We start from the raw sequence: 21,176 nt of genomic DNA on the forward strand, positions 1-21,176 counted from the left end.
CTGTCAAGGGCGTAACGACGCGAACGGCGGGATCTTGGCGGGCAAGACCCCGCCGTTCGGGCGGAGTTGGCAGCTCGGGGCGGTGCCTGGCGTGCCGCGGCCCGCTGCGGCCGGTCAGCCGAGCAGTGCCTGCAGGTCGAGTGCGCCCATGCCGTGCGCCTCTGCGACCGGGCCGTAAACCACCTGCCCGTCATGGACGTTGAGGCCCAGGGCGAGGGCGGCGTCGCGGCGCAGCGCCTCCCGCCAGCCGCGTCCGGCCAGTTCGAGGATGTACGGCAGGGTGGCGTTGGTGAGCGCGTAGGTGGAGGTGTTGGGCACCGCGCCGGGCATGTTGGCCACGCAGTAGAAGACCGAGTCGTGGACGGTGAAGGTCGGTTCGGCGTGCGTGGTGGGGCGGGAGTCCTCGAAGCAGCCGCCCTGGTCGATCGCGATGTCGACAAGTACCGCGCCGGGCTTCATCCGCGCGACCAGCTCGTTGGTGACGAGCTTGGGCGCCTTGGCGCCGGGGATGAGCACCGCGCCCACCACCAGGTCGGCGTCGAGGACGGCCTGCTCCAGCGCGAGCGCGTTGGAGGCGACGGTCTGCACGCGGTTGCCGAAGACCTTGTCGGCCTCGCGGAGCTTGTCGACGTCCTTGTCCAGCAGCGTGACGTGGAAGCCGAGGCCGAGCGCGATGGTGGTGGCATGCCAGCCGGAGACGCCCGCGCCGATCACGACCGCGCGGCCGGACCGCACGCCGGGCACGCCGCCGGGCAGCACACCGCGGCCGCCGGCCGAGCGCATCAGGTGGTAGGCGCCGACCTGGGGGGCGAGGCGGCCGGCCACCTCGGACATCGGGGCCAGCAGCGGCAGCCGGCGGCCGGGGGTCTCCACGGTCTCGTAGGCGATCGCGGTGGTGCCGGAGGCGAGCAGCGCCTCGGTGCACTCGCGGGAGGCGGCCAGGTGCAGGTAGGTGAAGAGGATCTGGTCCTTGCGCAGCCGGTGGTACTCCTCGGCGACCGGCTCCTTGACCTTCAGCAGCAGGTCGGCGGCGGCCCACACCTCGTCGGCGCTGTCCAGGACGCCCGCGCCCGCCGCGACGTACTCCTCGTCGGGGATGGAGGAGCCGGCGCCCGCGCCCTGCTCGACCACGACCTGGTGGCCGCCTCGGACGAGTTCGTGCACGCCGGCCGGGGTGATGGCCACGCGGAACTCGTTGTTCTTGACCTCGCGGGGGATGCCCACCTTCACGTCGATCACGGTCCTTGCGCTCAAAGGATGGCCGGAGAGGGTTCGTCCTGACATGGTGCGAGAAGGCACGACACGTCGGACCTGACCGCGTTGCGTGCGGCGAACACCAGTCTAGTGAAGGAATAGCCGCTGTCCAGCCTTACAAAGTGGCGGGTTCCACGGATTGCGTTGGCAGTTTCGTAGGCTGGCGCCCGCACTCAGAAGGCGGGCGCCTCGCCGGGGCCGAGCAGCGCCCTCGCCGCCTCGCGCTGCAGCCGGGCGCCCTCGGCGTCGTCGAGGTGCTGGAGGACGTCGGCCAGGCGCAGCAGCACGGCGGCCTCCTGGCGGGGCTCGCCGACCCGGCGCACCCAGTAGAGGGCGTCGCGGCAGGAGCGCAGCGCGTCCTCGGGGCGCCCCGCGTACTCCTGGACCCGGGCCGCCTCGGTGAGGGCGCGGGCCTGCGCGGCCGGGTCGCCCAGCCGGCGGTGCGCGCGGGCCGCGGCCCGCCACTCGCGCAGCGCGGGGTCGTAGCGGCCGAGGTAGGTCAAGGTGGCACCGATACGGGCGTGCAGCCGCGCCTGGTCGAGCAGTTCGCCGCGGGCCATCCGCAGGGCCAGCGCGCGGCCGAACCAGTCGCAGGCCCGGCTGAGGTCGCGCAGCGCCAGGTAGGAGCTGCCCAGCGCCTCCAGGACGCGGCCCTCGGCCTCGGTGTCCCCGGCGGCGCGGGCGGCGTCCAGCGCGGCGCGGTAGCCGGTGGCGGCGCGCTCGGTCCGGCCCGCCTCGGCGTCCAGGTCGGCGAGGTTGATCAGGGCGGCGGCCTTCTCGCGCGGCAGCCGGCGGCGCTCGGCGACGGTGAGCACCAGGGTGTGCAGTTCGTAGCGGTCGGCGCCCACCGTCGGCCAGCCGGCGGGCTCGGCCGCCCGGGCGGCCAGCAGGGCGAGCACCAGGGCGGCGGCCAGGCGGCGGGCCAGGGTGTCGAGTTCGCCGTCGGCCACGGCGGCGCGGGCGGCCGCCAGCAGCACCGGGCGGCGGGCCCGCAGCCACTGGGCCGCGGCGGCCGGGGAGGCGAAGCGAAGGACGGCGGGCAGGTCGCCGCCGGGCTCGCGGGCCAGGGCGAGCCGGCAGGACTCCAGGCGGCGCACGGTGCGCTCCAGCATGCGGGCGCGGGCCAGCCGCACGTCCTGGGGGCGCTCCATGGTGGCCAGCAGGTCGCGCAGCAGGGGCTCCAGGCAGGGCGGCACCCGGTACAGGCCCGGCTCACCCGCGGGGGCGAGCATGCCGCGGAAGGCGAGGTCGGCCAGGGTGCGGGCGGCCTCCTCCACGGCGCATCCGGCGAGCGCGGAGGCGGTGTGGTCGTCGATGCTGCCTTCGGGGGCGAGCACCAGGGTGCGCAGCATCCTCGCCGCCATGGGCGCGAGGGAGGCGTGGACGACGCGGAAGGCGCGCAGGAGCTCGCCGGGGGCGGCGGGCGGGCGGGGGCGCTGCTCTGCGGTGGGCTCGCTGGTCTGTTCGCCGGGTGAGTCGGGTGCACCGGATGGACCGGATGGACCGGATGGACCGGATGGACCAGCCGGCCCCGGTGCGCCGGGTGGGCGTGACGCATCGGTCGGCCCTGGCGCCTTCGTGCCCGCCGCCTTTCCCGCCGGCTCCGGCGAACCGGGCGCGGGCACCGGGGCGGTGAAAGGGGCGGCAGGCGTGAAGGGGGTGTCCGGGGTGGCCCGCAGCAGGGCGGCGGTCTCGGACAGCGAGGTGCGCGGCCTGGTGGCGAGCCAGGCACCGACCATGCGCAGCGCGGTGGGGTGGCCGGCCAGTTCCTGGACCAGGGCTTCGGCGGCCCGCGGGTCGTTGGTGACCCTGATGTCGCCGACACCGCGGGCCAGCAGCGCCAGGGCGGCGGGGGTGTCCAGGCCGCCCAGAGTGCAGGGGCGCACGTCGGGGATGCCGGACAGCGGCCCGTGGGAGGTGGCGACGACGAGGCCGGCGGCGGACTCGGGCAGCAGCCCGGCGAGCTGCCCGGCGTGCTGGACGCCGTCGAGGACGAGCAGCAGCCGGCGCCCGGTGGCCACGGCCCGCCAGGTGGCCACCGGGTCGGGCGAGGCGGCCTCGGCGCGGGCGCCGAGCGCGTGCAGCAGCCCGCGGGCGGTGTCCTCGGGCGGTACGGGGCCGCCGGCGCCGTCGGTGAGGACGGCGAAGAAGCGGCCGTCGGGGTAGTGGTCGGCCACCTCGCGGGCCAGCCGGACGGCCAGTGAGGTGCGGCCGGTGCCGGGCCGCCCGGCGACCAGCAGCACCCGGGCCCGCTGCGCGGGGGCGCCGCGGGGGGCCAGGCCCGGCCGTGCGATGTCGGCCCGCAGTTCGGCCAGTTCCCGCTCGCGCCCGACGAAGTGCGCCGGGACCTCGGGCAGCGGCCGTACCAGGGCGGGGGTGGTGACGGCGGGCGCCCGCTCGGGCCTGCGCGGGACCCGCGGGCCGTCCTCAGGGCGGCTCGGGGCCGGGCCGGGTACGGCCCCGGGCGCAGGCGTCCCCTCCTCGGTGTTCCCCGAAGGGGACCGCCGCGGGTCGAGGGCCTGGTCCGTCACGGGCGCGCTCCCGGCAGGTGAGAGGTGTGCCCCGGCAAGCGGGGTGCACCGAGCCTAGTTCACCGCGTGCCGCTCGCCCCCGGGTCCGCCGCGGCCCGACGGGTCAATGATCACCCCATCGGATCATCGCACCGCCCGCCCACCGGTCACTTTCCAGCCACTGCCGCGGGCGGCCTGCGAGGGCAGCCCGCAGCGTGTCACCGCCTCCGACACCGACGCCACAGCGGGCCGACCCGGGCGCGTCCCTCCCGCAGCGGTCGGGAGCCGCGCCTGCCTGCCGCTCCCGCCCGGCCGGTGGTCACGCGAGCAGCCCCAGCGCACGACCCCGCCGCTCCCCGCAGCGGTCGGGCGCCGCGCCGCGCCTGCCTGCCGCTCCGGCGCGGGAGGTGGTCACGCGAGCAGCCCTGCCGCTCCCCCGCTGCCGGCCGTCCCCGCGGTCACCCGGCCCGCGGTGCGCTCACGCCGTGAACGGCCTCGCCGGCCATGGCGCGTCCGCCGGGCGCAGTGCGTCCAGCCCCTCGCCGGCCAGTGCCGCGCTCAGCGCGAGCACGCCGACCACCAGGCAGCTGTTGTGCAGCTGGCCCGCGAGCACACCGCGCACGAGCTCGGCCAGCGGCACCCGGGCGTGCTCCAGGTCGGCCTCCTCGTCCTCCACCGCGAACCGCTCGCCGTCGGCCTCCGCGATGCCGCGGGCCAGGAAGACCCGCACCGCCTCGTCGGAGCCGCCGGGCGAGGTGTAGATGTCGGCGAGCACCCGCCAGTCCTCGGCCTTGGCGTGCGCCTCCTCGTACAGCTCGCGCTGGGCGGCGTGCAGCGGGTTCTCGCCGGGGACGTCGAGCAGGCCGGCCGGGATCTCCCACAGCTTCTGCCGGACCGGATGGCGGTACTGCTTGAGCACCAGCACCCGGCCGTCCTCGTCGAGGGCGAGGACGGCGACGGAGCCGGGGTGGACCTGGTAGTCGCGGCTGACGACGGAGCCGTCCGGCATCACCACCTCGTCGGTGCGCACCCCGGTCTTCTTCCCGGTGAACGGCGTCGACGTGGCCGTGACCCGCCACTCCTGCGGGCTGTCCGCGATCTCCTTGCTCATGGTCTCCCTGTGCCTTCCGAAGGGGGCCTTCCGGGACGGGCCGCCCCGGATCGGCCGGATGGTGCCGTGCGGGCACCCGCCTCAGCGGTTCTGCCGGTCCACCGCGGCGCGGATCAGCCCGGCGAAGAGCGGGTGCGGGCGGGTGGGGCGGGACTTCAGCTCCGGGTGCGCCTGGGTCGCCACGAGGTAGGGGTGGACCTCGCGCGGGTACTCCACGTACTCCACCAGCTTGTTGTCGGGCGAGGTGCCGGAGAAGACGATGCCGGTCTTCTGCTCCAGCTCGGCCCGGTAGGCGTTGTTCACCTCGTAGCGGTGGCGGTGCCGCTCCTCCACGTAGGGCTGGTCGCCGTAGACCTCCCGGACCAGGGAACCCTCGGCGAGCTTGGCCGGATAGGTGCCCAGCCGCATGGTGCCGCCGAGGTCGCCCTTGCCGTCCACGATGTCCAGCTGCTCGGCCATGGTGGAGATCACCGGGTGGGCGGTCGCGGGGTCGAACTCGGTGGAGTTGGCGTCGGGGATGCCGGCGAGGTTGCGGGCGGCCTCGATCACGATGCACTGCAGGCCCAGGCACAGGCCGAGCAGCGGGATGCCCTGCTCGCGGGCGTAGGTGATGGCGCCCACCTTGCCCTCCACGCCGCGGTCGCCGAAGCCGCCGGGCACACAGACCGCGTCCACGCCCGCCAGCACCGCGGCGGCGCCCGCCGGGGTGCGGCAGTCGTCGGAGGTGACCCACTTGATGTGCGCCTTGGCGTTGTTGGCGAACCCGCCGGCCCGGATCGCCTCGGTGACCGACAGGTAGGCGTCGGGCAGGTCGATGTACTTGCCGACCAGGGCGACGGTGACCTCGTGCGCGGGCTCGTGCACGCGGGTGAGCAGGTCGTCCCACTCGGTCCAGTCGACGTCGCGGAAGGGCAGGTCGAGGCGGCGCACCACGTAGGCGTCCAGGCCCTCGGTGTGCAGCACCTTGGGGATGTCGTAGATGGAGGGGGCGTCGATCGCGGCCACCACCGCGTCCTCGTCCACGTCGCACATCAGCGAGATCTTGTGCTTGATGGCGGTGGGCACCGGGCGGTCGGCACGCAGCACGATCGCGTCGGGCTGGATGCCGATGTTGCGCAGGGCGGCCACCGAGTGCTGGGTGGGCTTGGTCTTCAGCTCGCCGGAGGGGCCGATGTAGGGCAGCAGCGAGATGTGGACGACGAAGACGTTGTCGCGGCCGACCTCGTGGCGCACCTGGCGGACCGACTCCAGGAAGGGCAGCGACTCGATGTCGCCGACGGTGCCGCCGACCTCGGTGATCACGACGTCCACGTCGCCGGTGGCCATCCGGCGGATACGGGACTTGATCTCGTTGGTGATGTGCGGGATGACCTGCACGGTGTCGCCCAGGTACTCCCCGCGGCGCTCCTTGGCGATCACCGAGGAGTAGATCTGGCCGGTGGTCACGTTGGCGGACCCGGCGAGGTTCACGTCGAGGAAGCGCTCGTAGTGGCCGATGTCCAGGTCGGTCTCGGCGCCGTCGTCGGTGACGAACACCTCACCGTGCTGGAACGGGTTCATGGTGCCCGGGTCGACGTTCAGGTACGGGTCGAGCTTCTGCATCGTGACCCGCAGACCGCGGGCCTTCAGCAGCGCGCCGAGGCTGGAGGCGGTGAGGCCCTTGCCCAGCGACGAGGCCACCCCACCGGTGACGAAGATGTGCTTGGTCGTCGTGGATTTCGGCGCAAGTGCCAAGTCGGGGCTCCCGTGGTCGCGAGGTGAGGGTCGGGACGGTGCTCGGATGGAGGGAGCGCCGTCGCGGCGGTTCAGTGGTTCAGCCCACCGGCCCACGGGCTACCAGGGTATCAGCGCCGACGGGCAGCACCGGCGGCGGGCGGGGGCGTCCGTCGCGGAGTTTTCACATGCCCGGACTCTTCACGAAGCAAGGACGACACAACCGGGCGGTACGGACGGGCAGGCCACCTGTGGAGGAATTGTGGGCGAGGCGCGGGGGAATCATGTGCGACACGCGTAGGAGATGTGGCGTCCTGGCTTCCGCCGGCGGTGTGCGACGCTGGATGACGGACCCGGGCCGCCCGCCGCGACGGCCCTGCCAGCGGTTTTCGCCGGGCGCCGGGGATGCGCCCCGCCGTGCACCCGACCGGCGGAGCGAAGATCCCGGAGAGACGCGCACCGCCCCGCGCGAGGACGTATTCTGCTCGGACGCATTGCGCGAGCCGACCGGCACGGCACCATCCCCGCCCCCCTCCGGGTCCATAGCTCGTCACAGCTCAAGACGGTTCCGTATCTGTTTTCTGCTTGTAGGAATGACCCCCAACCGCAAGACCGTCCCAGCGGGGGCGGCGCCGTGTTCGACTGGAGTTGCACGTGGCAGGGCGTATCGAGGACTACGCACTCATCGGTGACATGCAGACCGCCGCACTGGTCTGCCGGGACGGCACCGTGGACTGGCTGTGCCTGCCCCGGTTCGACTCGCCGGCCGTCTTCGCCGGACTGCTCGGTACCGACCAGCACGGCTTCTGGCGGATCGGCCCGGCCGTCGCCGAGGGCGAGAAGACCCCCGACGCCACCCGCCGGCACTACCGCGGCGAGTCCCTGGTGCTGGAGTCGGAGTGGGACACCGCCTCGGGCACCGTTCGGGTGATCGACTTCATGCCGCCGCGCGACGGCGCCCCGCAGCTGATCCGGATAGTGGAAGGCGTCAGCGGCAAGGTGCCGATGCGCTCGTCGCTGCGCATGCGCTTCGCCTACGGGCAGGTGGTGCCGTGGGTGCAGCAGGTGGGCGACCGGACGGTGGCCGTGGCCGGCCCCGACTCGGTGTGGCTCGACACCGATGTCGCCACCTACGGCGAGAACCTGACGACGTACAGCGAGTTCACCGTCTCGCCCGGTGACCGGCTCTGCTTCACCATCAGCTGGGAGCCCTCCCACAAGCCGCAGCCGCCGCTGCCCGACCCGCAGGGCGCGCTGACCGCCACCGAGGACTTCTGGCGCGAGTGGGTCGAGCAGTGCACGTACAACGGCCCCTACCGCGAGGCCGTGATCCGCTCGCTGATCACGCTCAAGGCCCTCACCTACGGGCCGACCGGCGGCATCGTGGCCGCCCCGACCACCTCGCTGCCCGAGGACATCGGCGGGGTGCGCAACTGGGACTACCGCTTCACCTGGCTGCGCGACGCGGCGATCACCCTGTCCTCGCTGCTGCGCACCGGCTACCGCGAGGAGGCCCGTGCCTGGCGCGAGTGGCTGCTGCGCGCGGTGGCCGGCGACCCGGAGAACCTGCAGATCATGTACGGCATCGCCGGCGAGCGCGAGCTCGGCGAGAACGAGCTGCACTGGCTGCCCGGCTACGAGGGCTCCCGCCCGGTCCGGATCGGCAACGGCGCCGCCCACCAGCTCCAGCTCGACGTCTACGGCGAGGTCACCGAGGCCCTGCACCTGGGCCACATGACGGGCCTGGCCCGCAACGACTACGCCAGCGTGCTGCAGCTGAAGCTCATCGCCTACCTGTCCAAGCACTGGATGGAGCCCGACGAGGGCATCTGGGAGGTGCGCGGGCCGCGCCGGCACTTCGTGCACTCCAAGGTGATGGCCTGGGTCGCGGTCGACCGCACCGTCAAGCTCATCGAGTCCGGCGAGACCGACGGGCCGCTGGAGGAGCTGCGCGAACTGCGCGACGAGATCCACTACGACGTGTGCGAGAAGGGCTACGACAAGGAGCGCAACACCTTCACCCAGTCCTACGGCTCCAAGGAGCTGGACGCCTCGCTGCTGCTGATCCCGCAGATGGGCTTCCTGCCGCCGGACGACAAGCGGGTGATCGGCACCATCGAGGCCATCCAGCGCGAACTGTCCACCTCCGACGGCTTCGTGCTGCGCTACCCCACCTCGCACAGCGACGACAGCGGCGACGAGAACCTCGACGGCCTGCCCGGCGACGAGGGCGCCTTCCTCGCCTGCTCCTTCTGGCTCGCCGACGACCTGGCGATGATCGGCCGGGTGGAGGAGGCCCGCCGCCTCTTCGAGAAGCTGCTCGCCCTGCGCAACGACCTGGGGCTGCTCGCCGAGGAATGGGACCCGCGCCGCAAGCGCCAAGTGGGCAACTTCCCGCAGGCGTTCAGCCATGTGCCGCTGATCGACACGGCGCTGCGGCTGACGGCCGCGGGGGCCTTCCGGGGCTGAGCCGGGCCGCCGTCCGGCTCACCCGGCCCGGGCGCGTTCGCCGTTTGCTCGCCGTTCGTCCGGCGCCTGTCCGCAGTGCCCGCCGATCCCCCGGCGGGCACGGGGAGTTCAGGCGCGGACGAGTTCGTCGTAGACGCTCAGCACCTGGGCGACCGTGTCGTCCTCGGTCGGCCAGGTCGCCGCCTGGGCCCGGCCGGCCACCGACAGGGCGGCCCGGCGGTCGGGGTCGCCGAGCAGGGCGACCACCGCGCGGGCGAGCGCGGCCGCGTCCCCGTAGGGCACCAAGTGGGCGGCCTCGCCGACGAGTTCGGGGGTGCCGCCGACCGAGGTGGCGACCAGGGGCACGCCCGCGTGCAGCGCCTCCTGGGCGATCAGGGCGCGCGCCTCCCAGCGGCTGGGCAGCACCACCAGGTCGGCGGCGGACAGCAGTTCGGGCACGTCGTCGCGGCGGCCGAGCAGCACCACCGGCAACTTCTCGCTCTCCACGCGGTGCTGGAGGGCGGCCCGGCGTGAGCCCTCGCCGGCCAGGGCGAGCAGCGGGCGGGAGGCGTGCGCGGCCCAGTAGGCGGCCGCGTCCAGCAGTACATCGTGCCCGCCGTCGGGCTCCAACCGGCCGACGGCCAGCAGCAGCGGCCGGTCCACCGCGCCGAACTCCGCCCGCACCCGCAGCCGTTCGCGGTCGGCGTCGGCCGGCAGCCGCGGCGGGCGGCCCGGCGGGCGGGGCACCGCGGCCGGGGCGAGGCGCACGTCGCGGGCGCCGTGCGCGCGGGCCCGGTCCACCAGGTCCGAGCAGTCGCCCAGCACGACCGCGGCCGCGCGCACCGCACGCCGCTCCATCCAGCGCGCCATCACCGCGCCCCGCCCGTCGGCCGGCACGTCGCCGCCGTGCCAGCTGACCACCAGTGGTGTGCCGCGCCCGCCGAGGGCCAGCGCGGCCAGCAGCCCGGCGCGCAGGCCGTGCGCGTGGACCACGCTCGCGCCCACGCACGCCGTGCGCAGCGCGGCGACGGCCGGGGCGCCCGCGGTGAGCGAGCGGCCGAGGTCGAGCGGGGTGTAGCGGGCCCCGGTGGGCTTGAAGCCGTAGTCGTCCTGGGCGGGGGCGGGCCCGCACACCGTGACGTCCACTCCGCGCGCCACCAGGCCGCCGGCCAGCGAGCTGACGTGTGCGCCCGCGACCGTGCCCAGGACGTGCACGGCGTGCAGCTGCCCCTGGGCGGGGTGCGAGGTGCTGCTGCTCACGCGGGTGGCGCTCCTGACTCGACTCGGTACGGCGGGCGCGGCCCACCGGCGCCCGGCGGTCTGGCGGGTGCCGCGCCGGCCGCGGTGTCCGATCCAGGATGCCAGGCCGTGGCCCTGGCCTGACCGCCGCGTACGCCGTCGGCCCCGTCCACTCTGCTCCCGGATCACCCGTACGGGTGAGGAACGCGACCCCATGAGTCAACGCGCCGCACCCCGGGGGCGTTCCACACCCGTTCACCGATCGCCATCCGGTCGCCCGCCGCGGCCAGGACGACCACGACGGCCGCGTGCAGCATCAGGGCCGCGCGCCCCTCGGCCAGTGCCACCCCCGCGCCCAGCGCCGCTCCGAGCGCGTGGGCGCCCGCGTCGCCCAGCATCGTCCGCTCACTCAGGTCGTCGCGCAGCACCGCGGCGGCCGCGCCGATCGGGGCCGAGGCCAGCACCGAGCCGGGGCCGCGCCGCAGCAGGCCGGGCACGCCCGCGGTGATCAGCGCTTTGGCGGCGCGGCCGGGGGCGACGTCCATCAGGTTCACCGCGTGGGCGGTGCCCGCGATGACGACTCCGGCCAGCACCTGGTCCAGCGGGCGGGCCTTGAGCAGCGCGCCCGCGGCGAGCCCGGCGGCGCCGATCCCGAGCAGCTTCACCCCGCCCGAGGTCAGCCGCCGCTCACGCAGCGCCCGCAGGTGGGTGGCGAACCCGCGCTCGTCCGCGGAGCCCTTCTGGTCGTCGTACGCCCCGCAGGCACCCGCCGCCAACGCGGCCCCGACCGCGGCGATCCGGGTCCGTACGCTCACCCCGCGCGCGGCCGCCATCGCCGTGACCGCACCCGCGGCCGCGGCCAGCCCCCCGTACAACTCCACGCCGTGGCCGGCGTAGTTGGTCCGCGACCACAGCCTCGCCTCGACCGGGGGCCTGCGCCGCAGCTGACGGTACGCAGCGCGGGTCGCGGCAGCGGCGGCGGCCGCCACCGACAGGGTTCCCGCTCTTCTCACCGCACGGTTCCTTTCCTCCACGGGGCCGGGCCCCCCTCCGTCCGCCCCAGGGGGCTTGTCCGCCGTCGCAAGAACGGTGCCCTCCGCGCGAAGGGCGAACTGAACGGCGGCGCCGGGGGCACCTCCCGGGCGAAGCGCCGGGGGAGGAACCGCGCGAGCAGACACCGACCGGCCCGCGGCCGGGCACCGGCAGAACCGCCGACGGCGAGCCGCCGCCTCTTGGGGGCGGGTCCACGAGCAACCACGACGGCGCGGCAGGCGGCACCGTGGGGCACCCTGCGCGGCAGGCAGCCGCGGGCCCACCGCCGGCCTGGCGGCCGGAGGCGGCGGACACTCCCGCGGCGAGTGGCCCCCGTTCAGCGCGAAGCCTTCGCCGCGGCGAGGAGTTCCTCCGCGTGGGCGCGGCCCAGCTCGGAGTCCTCCAAACCCGCCAGCATGCGCGAGAGTTCGCGGACCCGGGCCTCGCCCTCCAGGACGGTCACACCGCTGCGGGTGACGGACCCGTCGTTCGTCTTCTCGACCAGCAACTGGCGGTCGGCGAAGGCGGCGACCTGGGGCAGGTGGGTGACCACGACGACCTGCGCGGTGCGGGCGAGGCGGGCCAGCCGCCGCCCCACCTCGACCGCCGCCTTGCCGCCGACCCCCGCGTCCACCTCGTCGAAGAGATATGTCGGCACGGGGTCGGACCCGGCGAAGACGACCTCGACGGCGAGCATCACCCGCGACAGCTCACCGCCGGAGGCCCCCTTGGCGATGGGCCGCGCCGGCGCCCCGGGGTGCGGCGCGAGCTGCAGCTCGACCTCGTCCGCCCCGTGCGGGCCGAAAGCCACCGCGCGGCCCCCGACTTCGATCCCGGCCTCGGGGTCGGAGACCTCGGTCTGGTGGATGGCGACGCCGACCCGGGCGTGGGGCATGGCGAGTTCGGCCAGTTCGGCGGTGACGGCGGCGGCGAACCGCTCCGCCGCCTCGGTCCGCGCGTCCGTGAGGGTCTGGGCGAGTTCGCCGAGTTCGGCCCGCAACGCGTCCCGCTCGGCGGTGAGTTCGGTGATCCGGTCGTCGTCGCCGTCGAGTTCGATGAGGCGGGCGGCCCCGCGCTGCGCCCAGGCGAGCACCGCGTCGGTGCCCTGCAGCTCCTCGCCGTACTCGCCGCCGTACTTGCGGATCAGGTTCGCGAGCACCGCCCGCCGCTCCTCCACCGCGGCCAACCGCAGCGGGTCGGCGTCGAGGTTGTCCGCGTATCCGGCGAGGTCGCCGGCGACGTCCCCGACGAGGATGCCGATCTCGCCGAGCCGGGCGGCGAGGTCGCGCAGCACGGGGTCGTGGGCGCTGACGGAGTCCAGCGCGCGCTGGGCGGCGGCCACGATCGTGCCCGCGTCCACCGCCTCGGGGTCCTCGGGGTTGCCGGCGAGGGCGGTGTGCGCGGCGGCGGCGGCCGAGGCCAGCGCCTCGGCGTGCCCGAGCCGCTCGGCCTCGGCCGCCAGCTCGACGTCCTCGCCCGGCAGCGGCTCGGCGGCGGCGATCTCCTCGACGCCGAAGCGCAGCAGGTCCGCCTCCTGGGCGCGTTCCCTTGCCCGGGTGGTGATCTCGGCGAGCTGCTCGGCGACCTCGCGCAGCCGCCGGTACGCGGCGCCGTACTTCTCCAGGGGGACCGAGACGGCGTCCCCGGCGTACCGGTCCAGCGCCTCGCGCTGCCTCGCCGGGCGCAGCAGCCCCTGCTGGTCGGTCTGCCCGTGGACGGCGACGAGCTCGTCTGCGAGTTCGCCGAGCAGCCCGACCGGGACGCCGCGGCCGCCGACATGGGCGCGGGAGCGGCCCTCGGCCGAAACGGTACGGCTGATCAGCAGCGCGCCCTCGTCGAGTTCCGCGCCGGCCTCCTCCGCGCGGACGGCTGCGGCCGCGGCGGATTCCAGGGTGATCCGGCCCTCGACCACCGCCTGCTTGGCGCCGATCCGCACCAGCGCGGGGTCGGCGCGGCCGCCGAGCAGCAGGCCGAGGCTGGTGACGACCATGGTCTTGCCCGCGCCGGTCTCCCCGGTCACCGCGGTGAACCCGGGGGACAGCTCGACCACGGCGTCCTCGATCACGCCGAGCGAGCGGATGCGCATTTCCTCCAACACGGATACGACCATACGAGGTTTTCGGGCCGCAGCGCGATCCCCTCCGGGGTGGCGGGCGAGTGCGGCTCCCCGCCGCGGAGGTTCCCTGCGGTGCCGGGTGCCACCCGCACGTGGCTTCGAGGGTGCCCCCTCTGGGGTAACCCCCAGCGCCCCCAAGAACGGCAACCCGCCGTAGGGGCGTCTCCCCGTTCCCGGCCGGAGGCCGGTGCCTGGCTGGTCGCGCAGTTCCCCGCGCCCCCCAGACACGGCAACCCGCCGTAGGGGGGTCTCCCCCTTCCCGGCCGAAGGCCGGTGCCTGGCTGGTCGCGCAGTTCCCCGCGCCCCCAAACACGGCAACCCGTCTGCCCCCACGCCGCCCTCCCCGGCCGCAGGCCGATGTTCTGCTGAGCGCGCAGTTCCCCGCGCCCCCAGACACGGCAACCCGTCTCGCCTCACCTCGCCATTCGCGACGAGTCCTGGGAGCCGTGCGCTCGGGAGCGGCGGGGAACCCGGGCGGTGAGGGGCCAGGGCCCGTCAGCCGCGGAGCGCGCCGCGCCAGCCGGCTACGGGGAGGGCGAACTTCGCGACCAGGCGGTCCGTGAAGGACGCGTGGTGGAGGCGGGCGAGCCGCACGGGCACGGCCCCGCGGCGGACCTCGACCCGCGCGCCGGGGACGAGTTCGACGGTGCGGCGGCCGTCGCACCACAGCACCCCGTGCTGCGAATGCGGGTGCACCTCGACGGCGAGCACCGACCGCGGCGAGGTCACCAGCGGCTTCGCGAACAGCGCGTGCGCGCTGATCGGCACCATGAGCAGCGCCTCCACCTCGGGCCACACCACCGGCCCGCCCGCGGAGAACGCGTACGCCGTCGACCCGGTGGGCGTCGCGCACACCACCCCGTCGCCGCCGAACCCCGTCACCGGCCGCCCGTCCACCTCCGTCACGACCTCGAGCAGCCGCTCGCGGGACGCCTTCTCCACCGACGCCTCGTTCAGCGCCCAGTCGGTGTGCACGATGTGCCCGTCCACGCGGACCAGCACGTCGAGCGTCATGCGCTCCTCGACCTCGTACTCCTTGGTGACCACGCGGTCCACGACCTTGTCCAGGTCGTCCCGCTCGGCCTCGGCGAGGAAGCCGACCCGCCCGAGGTTGACCCCGAGCATCGGCACCCCCGACGCGCGCGCGAACTCCGCCCCGCGCAGCAGCGTCCCGTCCCCGCCGAGCACGATGATCAGCTCGCAGCCCTGCACGGAGCCGGGCCCGATCTCGCCGACCAGCTCCACCCGTTCGGGCAGCGGCATGTCCGCCGCCTCGTCCTCCAGCAGCCGCACCCCGATCCCCGCCCGCATCAGGCCGTGCACGACCCGCTCAGCACTGCGCACCGCGGAGTCGCGGCCGGTGTGGGTGAGCAGGAAGACGGTGCGCTCCTGGCCTTCACTCTTCTCGGGCAACACGCTGCTCACCGGGGCCCCTCCGCCACAGCACGGTCGACATCGGCCGGGTCCAGCGCGGGGGCACCGGAGCGCAGCCACAGGAAATACTCCACATTGCCGGACGGCCCCGGAAGGGGGCTCGCGGTCACCCCGAGCGCGCCCAGCCCCGACTCGGCCGCCTGCGCGGCGACCTTGCGCACGCTCTCGGCCCGCAACTGCGTGCTGCGGACCACGCCGCCGCTGCCCAGCCGCTCCCGCCCGACCTCGAACTGCGGCTTGACCATCAGCACCAGGTCCGCGTCCGGCGCCGCGCACCGCACCAGCGCGGGCAGCACCAGCCCGAGCGGGATGAACGACAGGTCGCCGACGACGAGGTCGGCCGGCCGCCCGTCGATCGCCTCGAGTGTCAACTCCCGCACGTTCGTACGGTCCTTGACCACGACCCGCGGGTCGCTCTGCAGCGACCAGGCGAGCTGGCCGTAGCCGACGTCCACCGCCACGACCTCGGCCGCCCCGTTGCGCAGCAGCACATCGGTGAAGCCGCCGGTGGACGCGCCCGCGTCCAGCGCCCGGCGGCCCGCGACGACGAGCCCGCGGGGCATGAAGGCGGACAGCGCCCCGGCGAGTTTGTGCCCGCCGCGCGAGACGTACTCCGGCTCGCTGTCGTCACGGGCGACGACGACGGCCGCGCTCGTCTCCACCTGGGTGGCCGCCTTGGTGGCGGTCGCCCCCGCCACGGAGACCCGCCCCGCGGCGATCAACTGGCTCGCGTGCTCACGGGAGCGTGCGAGGTTCCGGCGCACCAGCTCGGCGTCGAGTCGGCGTCGTGCCACGTGTGGTTCAGCCCCTGTTCTCGTCCAGCGCGGCGAGCGACTGCCGCAGTGCCGCGTGCACGTCCTCGTAGACCTCGATGTGCGCGTCGGTCGGCAGCTCGTCCGCGTCCCCCAGCCGTTCAACGGCCGCATCCACCTCAGGATTCCCGGTCGGCGCAACGGTCACCCCGAGCGGCTCGGGCGGCCGCTTGGAACCGGCCTCCGCCGACGGCTGCGCCGCGAGCTGTGCAGCCTGTGCTCCGTCCTGCGGTACGGCCGCGGCTGCTGCGTCGGGCGCGACCCGCGGCGCCGGCGGCTGCGCGGAGTGGCCCGGGCCCTGCTGCGGCACCCCGGGCAGATCGTAGGACTCCCCCACGGACCCACCGAGGCCGTACGGCTCGCTCACTGCCCGCTCCCGTTCCCGGGACCCTGCGCGGCCGGTCCGGCGCCGTTCGAGGAAGTGCCCTTGTCCGCCGCGCCCGAACCGCCGCCCGGGGCAGTCTTCTTGGCCGTACCCGGCGCCGCCGACGGCGCGCTCTTCTTCGCGGCGGCACCGCCCGTAGCCCTCGCGGGCGCCGCCTTCTTGCCCGCAGCCGCTCCGGCACCACCCGCGGGAGCCGCCGTGTCGGCCGAGCCCCCGTTCGAACCCGCCGCAGGAGCGGTCTTCTTGGCCGCGGAGCCGCCCGAACCGCCCGACTGCGCCGCTTTCTTGGCTGCCGCTGTGCCCGTATCGCCCGCGGGAGCGATCTTCTTCGCCGCCGACTCGGCCGTACCGCCCGCTCGGGCGGTTTTCTTGGCCGCCGCCGCACCCGTACCACCCGCAGGGGCAGTCTTCTTGGCCGCCGCCGCACCCGTACCACCCGCAGGGGCAGTCTTCTTGGCCGCCCCCGCGCCCGTACCACCCACGGCAGCCGTCTTCTTCGCCGTCTTCTTCGCGGCGGGGGCCTGCGCCGCCTTGCCGGCCGCCGTCTTCTTCGTGGCCGCCTTCTTCGCCGCCGGGGCCTTCTGGGCCTTCTTCGCCGGCGCGGTCCGCTCGGCGGCGTCCGCTGCCGCCCGCTTCGCGGTCTGCGTGCCCGGAGTCGCGGTCGTCGCCGTCTTCTTCGCCGGGCTCGCCGTCTTACGGCCCGCGGGGGCGGTCTTCCCGGCGGCACTCTTCCTGCCCGCGGCAGCACTCTTCTTCGCGGGCGCCGTCTTCTCGGCCGCACCCGTACCCGCAGCCGCTGTCGGCCCGGCCTCAGCGGCCTTCTTCGCCGCGGGCCGCCGCGCGGGCGCCTTCTTCGCGGCCGTCTTCTTCGCCGCCGTCTTCTTCGCGGCAGGCCCGCGTCCCGCCGCGCCGCTCGGCGCGTTCTCCCGCCGAGTCGGTGTCGGCGTCGGGGACTTCCGTTCCGGCGCGGGCACCGGCGGCTCGGTGTCCACCGTCACGTGCTGCACCGGCGGAGCCGCCTGCCCGGTCGGCGCGACCGTCCGCGCCGGCGAGGTCGCGGCCTGCTCCCCGCTCCCACCGGTGTCCTTGCCCGGCTGGGGCTGCTCGTCCTCCAGGTTGCGGATGCGCCGCTCCAGGGTCTCCAGGACGACGCCGACCTTGGTCACCTCGTCGGCGATCCGGGCCACCCGGCCCATCGTCCGGTCGGCCTCCTCGCGGACCAGGCCGAGCAGGTGGTCGCGGTTGGTCCGGCCCGCGGCGAGAAGCTCGTCGGCCAGCGACTGGACCTCGGCGGGCACGGCCGCCTCGATCCGCTCGCGGAGCGCGGCCGGGTCGACGCCCGCCTGCTCGAACAGCTCCTTGGCCGCCTCGACCGCCCGGCGGCGGGTGGCCTCGGTCAGGCCGCCCGCGATCTGCAGACAGGTACGCAGTGCGTCCCGCATCGCCCTCACTCCTCGCCTCGCCCTTGGCTGATGGTGTCGCGTCGTCACATGGTGCGGTCTCGACGCTACCGCTTCCGGAGCCCGCAGCCCCGCTCACGGCTCCTTGCGGTACCGTCATCCGGACGTACCCGCCCGTACCGCACCTGCGAGGAAGACCGCCGCCGATGGCCACGATCGAGGAGTGCCGCGCGGCGCTCGACCAGTTGTCGGCGAACCTCGCGGCGGCCGAGGGCGATGTGCGCGCCGCCACCGCGCTGGACCGCTCGCTCAGCTGCCGTATCACCGACCTCGACGTCACCTTCACCGGCCGGCTGGCCGGCGGCGGCATCCGGGACGTGGTCGCGGTGCCGGGCGAGCCGGCCGGCAAGGCGCAGATCCGGCTGGCGATGACCGGCGACGACCTGGTCGCGCTGGTCGGCGGCGGGCTGAACTTCGCCAAGGCGTGGGGCTCGGGCCGGGTCAAGGTGCAGGCGAGCCTTCGGGACGTGCTGCGGCTGCGGTCCCTTCTGTAGCGACGTCCGCGGCGGCTTCCCCGGCGGTTCCCGCACGGGCTTCCCCGACGCCCTCTCCGACGTCTCCCCCAGGGTTTCCCGCCCCGGCGCCGGCAGCCGCGTCCGGCCCGCGCGTGGGCCGCCGGGCGGCGGGCACCACCAGCGGGGTGCCGCTCTCTGGGTCCTCGATGATCCGGCAGCGCACCCCGAAGACGCGCTCGACCAGCTCCGCGGTGATGATCTCGCCCGGCGGGCCCTGCGCCTCGATCCGCCCGTCGCGCATGGCGATGAGGTGGGTGGCATAGCGGGCGGCCTGGTTGAGGTCGTGCAGCACCGCGACGAGGGTGCGGCCGCGCTGCTCGTGCAGTTCGGCGCACAGGTCGAGGACGTCGATCTGGTGCTGGATGTCGAGGTAGGTCGTGGGCTCGTCGAGCAGCAGCAGCGGGGTCTGCTGGGCCAGGGCCATCGCGATCCACACGCGCTGCCGCTGGCCGCCGGAGAGTTCGTCGACATAGCGGTCGGCCAGGGCGGCGACGCCGGTGGCCGCCATCGACTCGGCCACCACCCGCTCGTCCTCGGCCGACCACTGCCGCAGCAGCCCCTGGTGCGGGTAGCGGCCGCGGGAGACGAGCCCGGCGACGGTGATGCCGTCGGGCGCCACCGGGCTCTGCGGGAGCAGCCCGAGGGTCCTGGCGACGGCCTTGGCCGGCAGGGTGCCGATCGCCCGGCCATCGAGCAGGACCTGCCCGGCGGCGGGCTTGAGCAGGCGGGACAGGGCGCGCAGCAGGGTGGACTTGCCGCAGGCGTTGGGGCCGACGATGACGGTGAAGGAGTGGTCGGGGACGGCCACCGACAGGTCCTCGGCGATGAGCCGGCGGTCGTAGGCGAGGGTGACCGACTCGGCGGTCAGCCGGCCGGCGCCGTGCTGCGGCCCCCCGGCTCCGGCGGCTGCCGGCGTCGACGTGTCGGTTCGGCGACTCATCGGGGTGTTCCCTTTCGCAGATTTCGCAGACGTGCCGGGGGGTCATATCCGGCCCGCCCGGCGTTCGGTGACCAGCAGCCACAGCAGGTAGCCGCCGCCGAGGACGCCGGTGGCGACGCCGACGGGGACCTGCCCGGAGGGGAAGGTGCGCTGGGCGGCCCAGTCGGCGACGACGAGCAGGGCGGCGCCCATCAGCGCGGCCGGGGCCAGGGCGACGCCGGGCGAGCGGGTCAGGCGGCGGGCGAGTTGGGGGGCGGTGAGCGCGATGAAGGCGATCGGGCCGGCGGCGGCGGTCGCGGCGGCGGTGAGCAGCACCGCGGCCAGGACGGCGACCAGGCGGGTGCGTTCGACGCGTACACCGAGCGCATGGGCGGCGTCGTCGCCCATCTCGGTGATCCGCAGGGCGCGGCCGTGGCCGAGCAGCAGCGGCATGAGCACCAGGTCGGCGGCGAGCAGCGGCCGCACTTGGCTCCAGTCACGGCCGTCGAGCGAGCCGGTGATCCACACCACGGCCCTGGCGGCGTCCACGAAGTCGGCCCTGACCAGCAGGTAGCTGTTGACGGCCGACAGCACCGCGGAGCCGCCGATGCCGACGAGCACCAGCCGGTAGCCGTGCACGCCGTTCTTCCAGGCGAGCAGGTAGACCGCGAGCCCGGTGAGCAGGCCGCCGGCGACGGCGCCGAGCGAGACCTGCCAGGCGGGGCCCTTGAGCAGCACGATGACCACGAGGGCGCCGGCAGCGGATCCCTGGCCGAAGCCGATGACGTCGGGGCTGCCGAGCGGGTTGCGGGCCACGGTCTGGAAGGCGGCGCCGGCCATGCCGAGGCTCGCGCCCACCAGCAGGGCCACCACGACGCGGGGCAGCCGCAGTTGGCGGACGACGAAGTCCTGGCCGGGGTTGCCGTGGCCGGTCAGGCTGCGCAGCACGTCGAGGGGGGCGATGCGGTAGTCGCCGGTGCCGATCAGCACGATCGAGAAGGCAAGCGCGGTGACCAGCAGCACCGCGCACACCACCAGGGAGCGGCGCTCGACCGCCAGGGACAGGCCGCCGCGGCGCAGCACGCCGGGCCGGGCCCTGCGCGGGGCGGAGGTGCCGGATGCCGCCCGGCGGGGCAGGGCGGGGCTCACAGCTCGGCCATCCGGCGGCGGCGGACCAGCGCGATGAACACCGGGCCGCCGATGACGGCGGTGACGATGCCGACCTGCAGCTCGGCGGGCCGGGTGACGACCCGTCCGATCACGTCGGAGCCGAGCAGCAGCACCGGGGAGAGCACGGCGGCGTACGGCAGGATCCAGCGCATGTCGGGCCCGGTGATGCCGCGTACGACATGGGGCACCATCAGGCCGACGAAGACGATGGGCCCGCACGCGGCGGTCGCGGTCCCGCACAGCAGGGTGATGGCGGCCATCGCGAGCACCCGGGTGCGGGTCAGCCGCGCGCCCAGGCCGCGCGCGGTGTCGTCGCCGAGGGCGATGGCGTTGAGCGGGCGGGCGGCGGCGAAGGCGAGCAGCGCGCCGGCGCCGAGGAAGGGCGCGACGTCCCGGACGGTGGCCATGCTCGCCGAGGCCAGCGAGCCCACCTGCCAGAAGCGCATCCGGTCCAGGGCGACGCGGTCGGTGAGTTCGACCGCGCTGGTCCAGCCCTGCAGCAGCGCGGTCACGGCGGTGCCGGCGAGCGCGAGGCGGACCGGGGTGGCCGAGCGGGTGCCGCCGATGGCGTAGACGAGGACGGAGACGGCGGCGGCGCCGGCGAGCGCGAACCACACATAGCCGGTGGTGGAGGTGACGCCGAGGAAGCTGATGCCGGAGACGACGGCGGCCGCGGCACCGGCGTTGACGCCGAGCAGACCGGGATCGGCGAGCGGGTTGCGGGTCAGCGCCTGCATCACGGCACCCGCGACACCGAGCGCGGCACCCGCCATCAGCCCCAATACGGTGCGCGGCACCCGCAGTTGGCGGACCACCACGTCGTCGTCGGTGCCCGAGTAGTGGAACAGGCCGTGCCAGACGTCCCCCACGGCCATGCTCCGCGCGCCGATCGCGACGCTGGCGACGCACACCGCGGCGAGCAGCACCAGGGCGAGCACGAGCCCTGCGGCACGCCGGGCGTCGGCCGCGGCCGGGCTGCCGCGGGGCGGGGTGTCCGGCGGGCCCGGATCGGCGGTTCGGGTGGAGTCACGGTCGACCAACACGCAACTTAGGTTAGC

General features: G+C 75.1%; 16 protein-coding genes. 2 read left to right on the forward strand and 14 right to left on the reverse strand.

Features of this window, described 5'->3' with window-relative positions; all coding sequences use genetic code 11:
• Window positions 1–114 precede the first annotated feature (114 nt).
• From ald to BLR33_RS31590, 4 genes are all read right to left on the reverse strand, one after another.
• A complete protein-coding gene (ald, locus tag BLR33_RS31575; RefSeq protein WP_093788113.1) occupies window positions 115–1,230 on the reverse strand; it encodes an alanine dehydrogenase in 1,116 nt (371 codons plus the stop codon).
• 197 nt (window positions 1,231–1,427) lie between these two features.
• The gene (locus BLR33_RS35460; protein WP_093788092.1) at window positions 1,428–3,785 is read right to left on the reverse strand and encodes a hypothetical protein; all 2,358 of its coding nucleotides are present in this window, start codon (window positions 3,783–3,785) and stop codon (window positions 1,428–1,430) included.
• A 457-nt stretch (window positions 3,786–4,242) separates the two neighbouring features.
• Window positions 4,243–4,875 carry an NUDIX domain-containing protein gene (locus BLR33_RS31585; RefSeq protein WP_093788093.1) on the reverse strand — a complete coding sequence of 211 codons (633 nt, stop codon included), beginning with the start codon at window positions 4,873–4,875 and terminating at the stop codon, window positions 4,243–4,245.
• Between the two features lie 81 nt (window positions 4,876–4,956).
• Entirely contained in the window at window positions 4,957–6,609 is a 1,653-nt protein-coding gene (locus BLR33_RS31590; RefSeq protein WP_093788094.1) for a CTP synthase, read from the reverse strand.
• A gap of 621 nt (window positions 6,610–7,230) precedes the next feature.
• On the opposite strand from BLR33_RS31590, the gene BLR33_RS31595 reads away from it, so the two are divergent.
• Complete coding sequence (locus tag BLR33_RS31595) at window positions 7,231–9,057, forward strand: glycoside hydrolase family 15 protein (protein WP_265737059.1); 1,827 nt, start codon at window positions 7,231–7,233, stop codon at window positions 9,055–9,057.
• Between the two features lie 108 nt (window positions 9,058–9,165).
• On the opposite strand, the gene BLR33_RS31600 is transcribed toward BLR33_RS31595, so the two are convergent.
• The 7 genes from BLR33_RS31600 to BLR33_RS35465 form a co-directional block, all read right to left on the reverse strand.
• Window positions 9,166–10,296 carry a glycosyltransferase family 4 protein gene (locus BLR33_RS31600; RefSeq protein WP_407639748.1) on the reverse strand — a complete coding sequence of 377 codons (1,131 nt, stop codon included), beginning with the start codon at window positions 10,294–10,296 and terminating at the stop codon, window positions 9,166–9,168.
• Between the two features lie 164 nt (window positions 10,297–10,460).
• Entirely contained in the window at window positions 10,461–11,288 is an 828-nt protein-coding gene (locus BLR33_RS31605; protein WP_245771795.1) for a hypothetical protein, read from the reverse strand.
• A gap of 356 nt (window positions 11,289–11,644) precedes the next feature.
• Window positions 11,645–13,417 (reverse strand): DNA repair protein RecN, encoded by a 1,773-nt coding sequence (gene recN, locus BLR33_RS31610; RefSeq protein WP_093788096.1) that lies wholly within the window; start codon window positions 13,415–13,417, stop codon window positions 11,645–11,647.
• Between the two features lie 501 nt (window positions 13,418–13,918).
• Window positions 13,919–14,848, reverse strand: a complete 930-nt coding sequence (locus BLR33_RS31615; protein WP_407639749.1) for an NAD kinase — start codon at window positions 14,846–14,848, stop codon at window positions 13,919–13,921.
• On the reverse strand, window positions 14,845–15,651 hold the full coding sequence (locus BLR33_RS31620) for a TlyA family RNA methyltransferase (RefSeq protein WP_176930682.1): 807 nt from the start codon (window positions 15,649–15,651) through the stop codon (window positions 14,845–14,847). The genes BLR33_RS31615 and BLR33_RS31620 overlap by 4 nt, the downstream gene beginning before the upstream one ends.
• Before the next feature lie 7 nt (window positions 15,652–15,658).
• The gene (locus BLR33_RS31625) at window positions 15,659–16,036 is read right to left on the reverse strand and encodes a hypothetical protein (protein ID WP_093788098.1); all 378 of its coding nucleotides are present in this window, start codon (window positions 16,034–16,036) and stop codon (window positions 15,659–15,661) included.
• Window positions 16,033–17,496, reverse strand: coding sequence for a hypothetical protein (locus tag BLR33_RS35465; RefSeq protein WP_176930691.1), 1,464 nt, complete (start codon window positions 17,494–17,496; stop codon window positions 16,033–16,035). The genes BLR33_RS31625 and BLR33_RS35465 overlap by 4 nt, the downstream gene beginning before the upstream one ends.
• Before the next feature lie 164 nt (window positions 17,497–17,660).
• Between BLR33_RS35465 and BLR33_RS31635 the strand changes: the two genes are divergently transcribed.
• On the forward strand, window positions 17,661–18,008 hold the full coding sequence (locus BLR33_RS31635) for an SCP2 sterol-binding domain-containing protein (RefSeq protein WP_093788099.1): 348 nt from the start codon (window positions 17,661–17,663) through the stop codon (window positions 18,006–18,008).
• Here the strand turns inward: BLR33_RS31635 and BLR33_RS31640 are convergent.
• The 3 genes from BLR33_RS31640 to BLR33_RS31650 all read right to left on the reverse strand — a co-directional run bounded on the left by BLR33_RS31640 (window position 17,956) and on the right by BLR33_RS31650 (window position 21,158).
• Complete coding sequence (locus tag BLR33_RS31640; protein ID WP_093788100.1) at window positions 17,956–18,969, reverse strand: ABC transporter ATP-binding protein; 1,014 nt, start codon at window positions 18,967–18,969, stop codon at window positions 17,956–17,958. The genes BLR33_RS31635 and BLR33_RS31640 overlap by 53 nt on opposite strands.
• A gap of 42 nt (window positions 18,970–19,011) precedes the next feature.
• On the reverse strand, window positions 19,012–20,031 hold the full coding sequence (locus BLR33_RS31645; protein ID WP_245771798.1) for a FecCD family ABC transporter permease: 1,020 nt from the start codon (window positions 20,029–20,031) through the stop codon (window positions 19,012–19,014).
• A 62-nt stretch (window positions 20,032–20,093) separates the two neighbouring features.
• Window positions 20,094–21,158: a FecCD family ABC transporter permease gene (locus BLR33_RS31650; protein ID WP_093788116.1), complete on the reverse strand. Its 1,065-nt coding sequence runs from the start codon at window positions 21,156–21,158 to the stop codon at window positions 20,094–20,096.
• Window positions 21,159–21,176 lie beyond the last annotated feature (18 nt).

This window comes from Actinacidiphila guanduensis, assembly GCF_900103985.1.
GTDB lineage: Bacteria > Actinomycetota > Actinomycetes > Streptomycetales > Streptomycetaceae > Actinacidiphila > Actinacidiphila guanduensis.

Excerpts from the sequence above, each read along its gene's own strand:
- recN (WP_093788096.1), bottom strand. The coding sequence starts at position 13,417 with ATGGTCGTATCCGTGTTGGAGGAAATGCGCATCCGCTCGCTCGGCGTG.
- BLR33_RS35465 (WP_176930691.1), bottom strand. The coding sequence starts at position 17,496 with ATGCGGGACGCACTGCGTACCTGTCTGCAGATCGCGGGCGGCCTGACC.
- BLR33_RS31635 (WP_093788099.1), top strand. The coding sequence starts at position 17,661 with ATGGCCACGATCGAGGAGTGCCGCGCGGCGCTCGACCAGTTGTCGGCG.
- BLR33_RS31640 (WP_093788100.1), bottom strand. The coding sequence starts at position 18,969 with ATGAGTCGCCGAACCGACACGTCGACGCCGGCAGCCGCCGGAGCCGGG.
- BLR33_RS31585 (WP_093788093.1), bottom strand. The coding sequence starts at position 4,875 with ATGAGCAAGGAGATCGCGGACAGCCCGCAGGAGTGGCGGGTCACGGCC.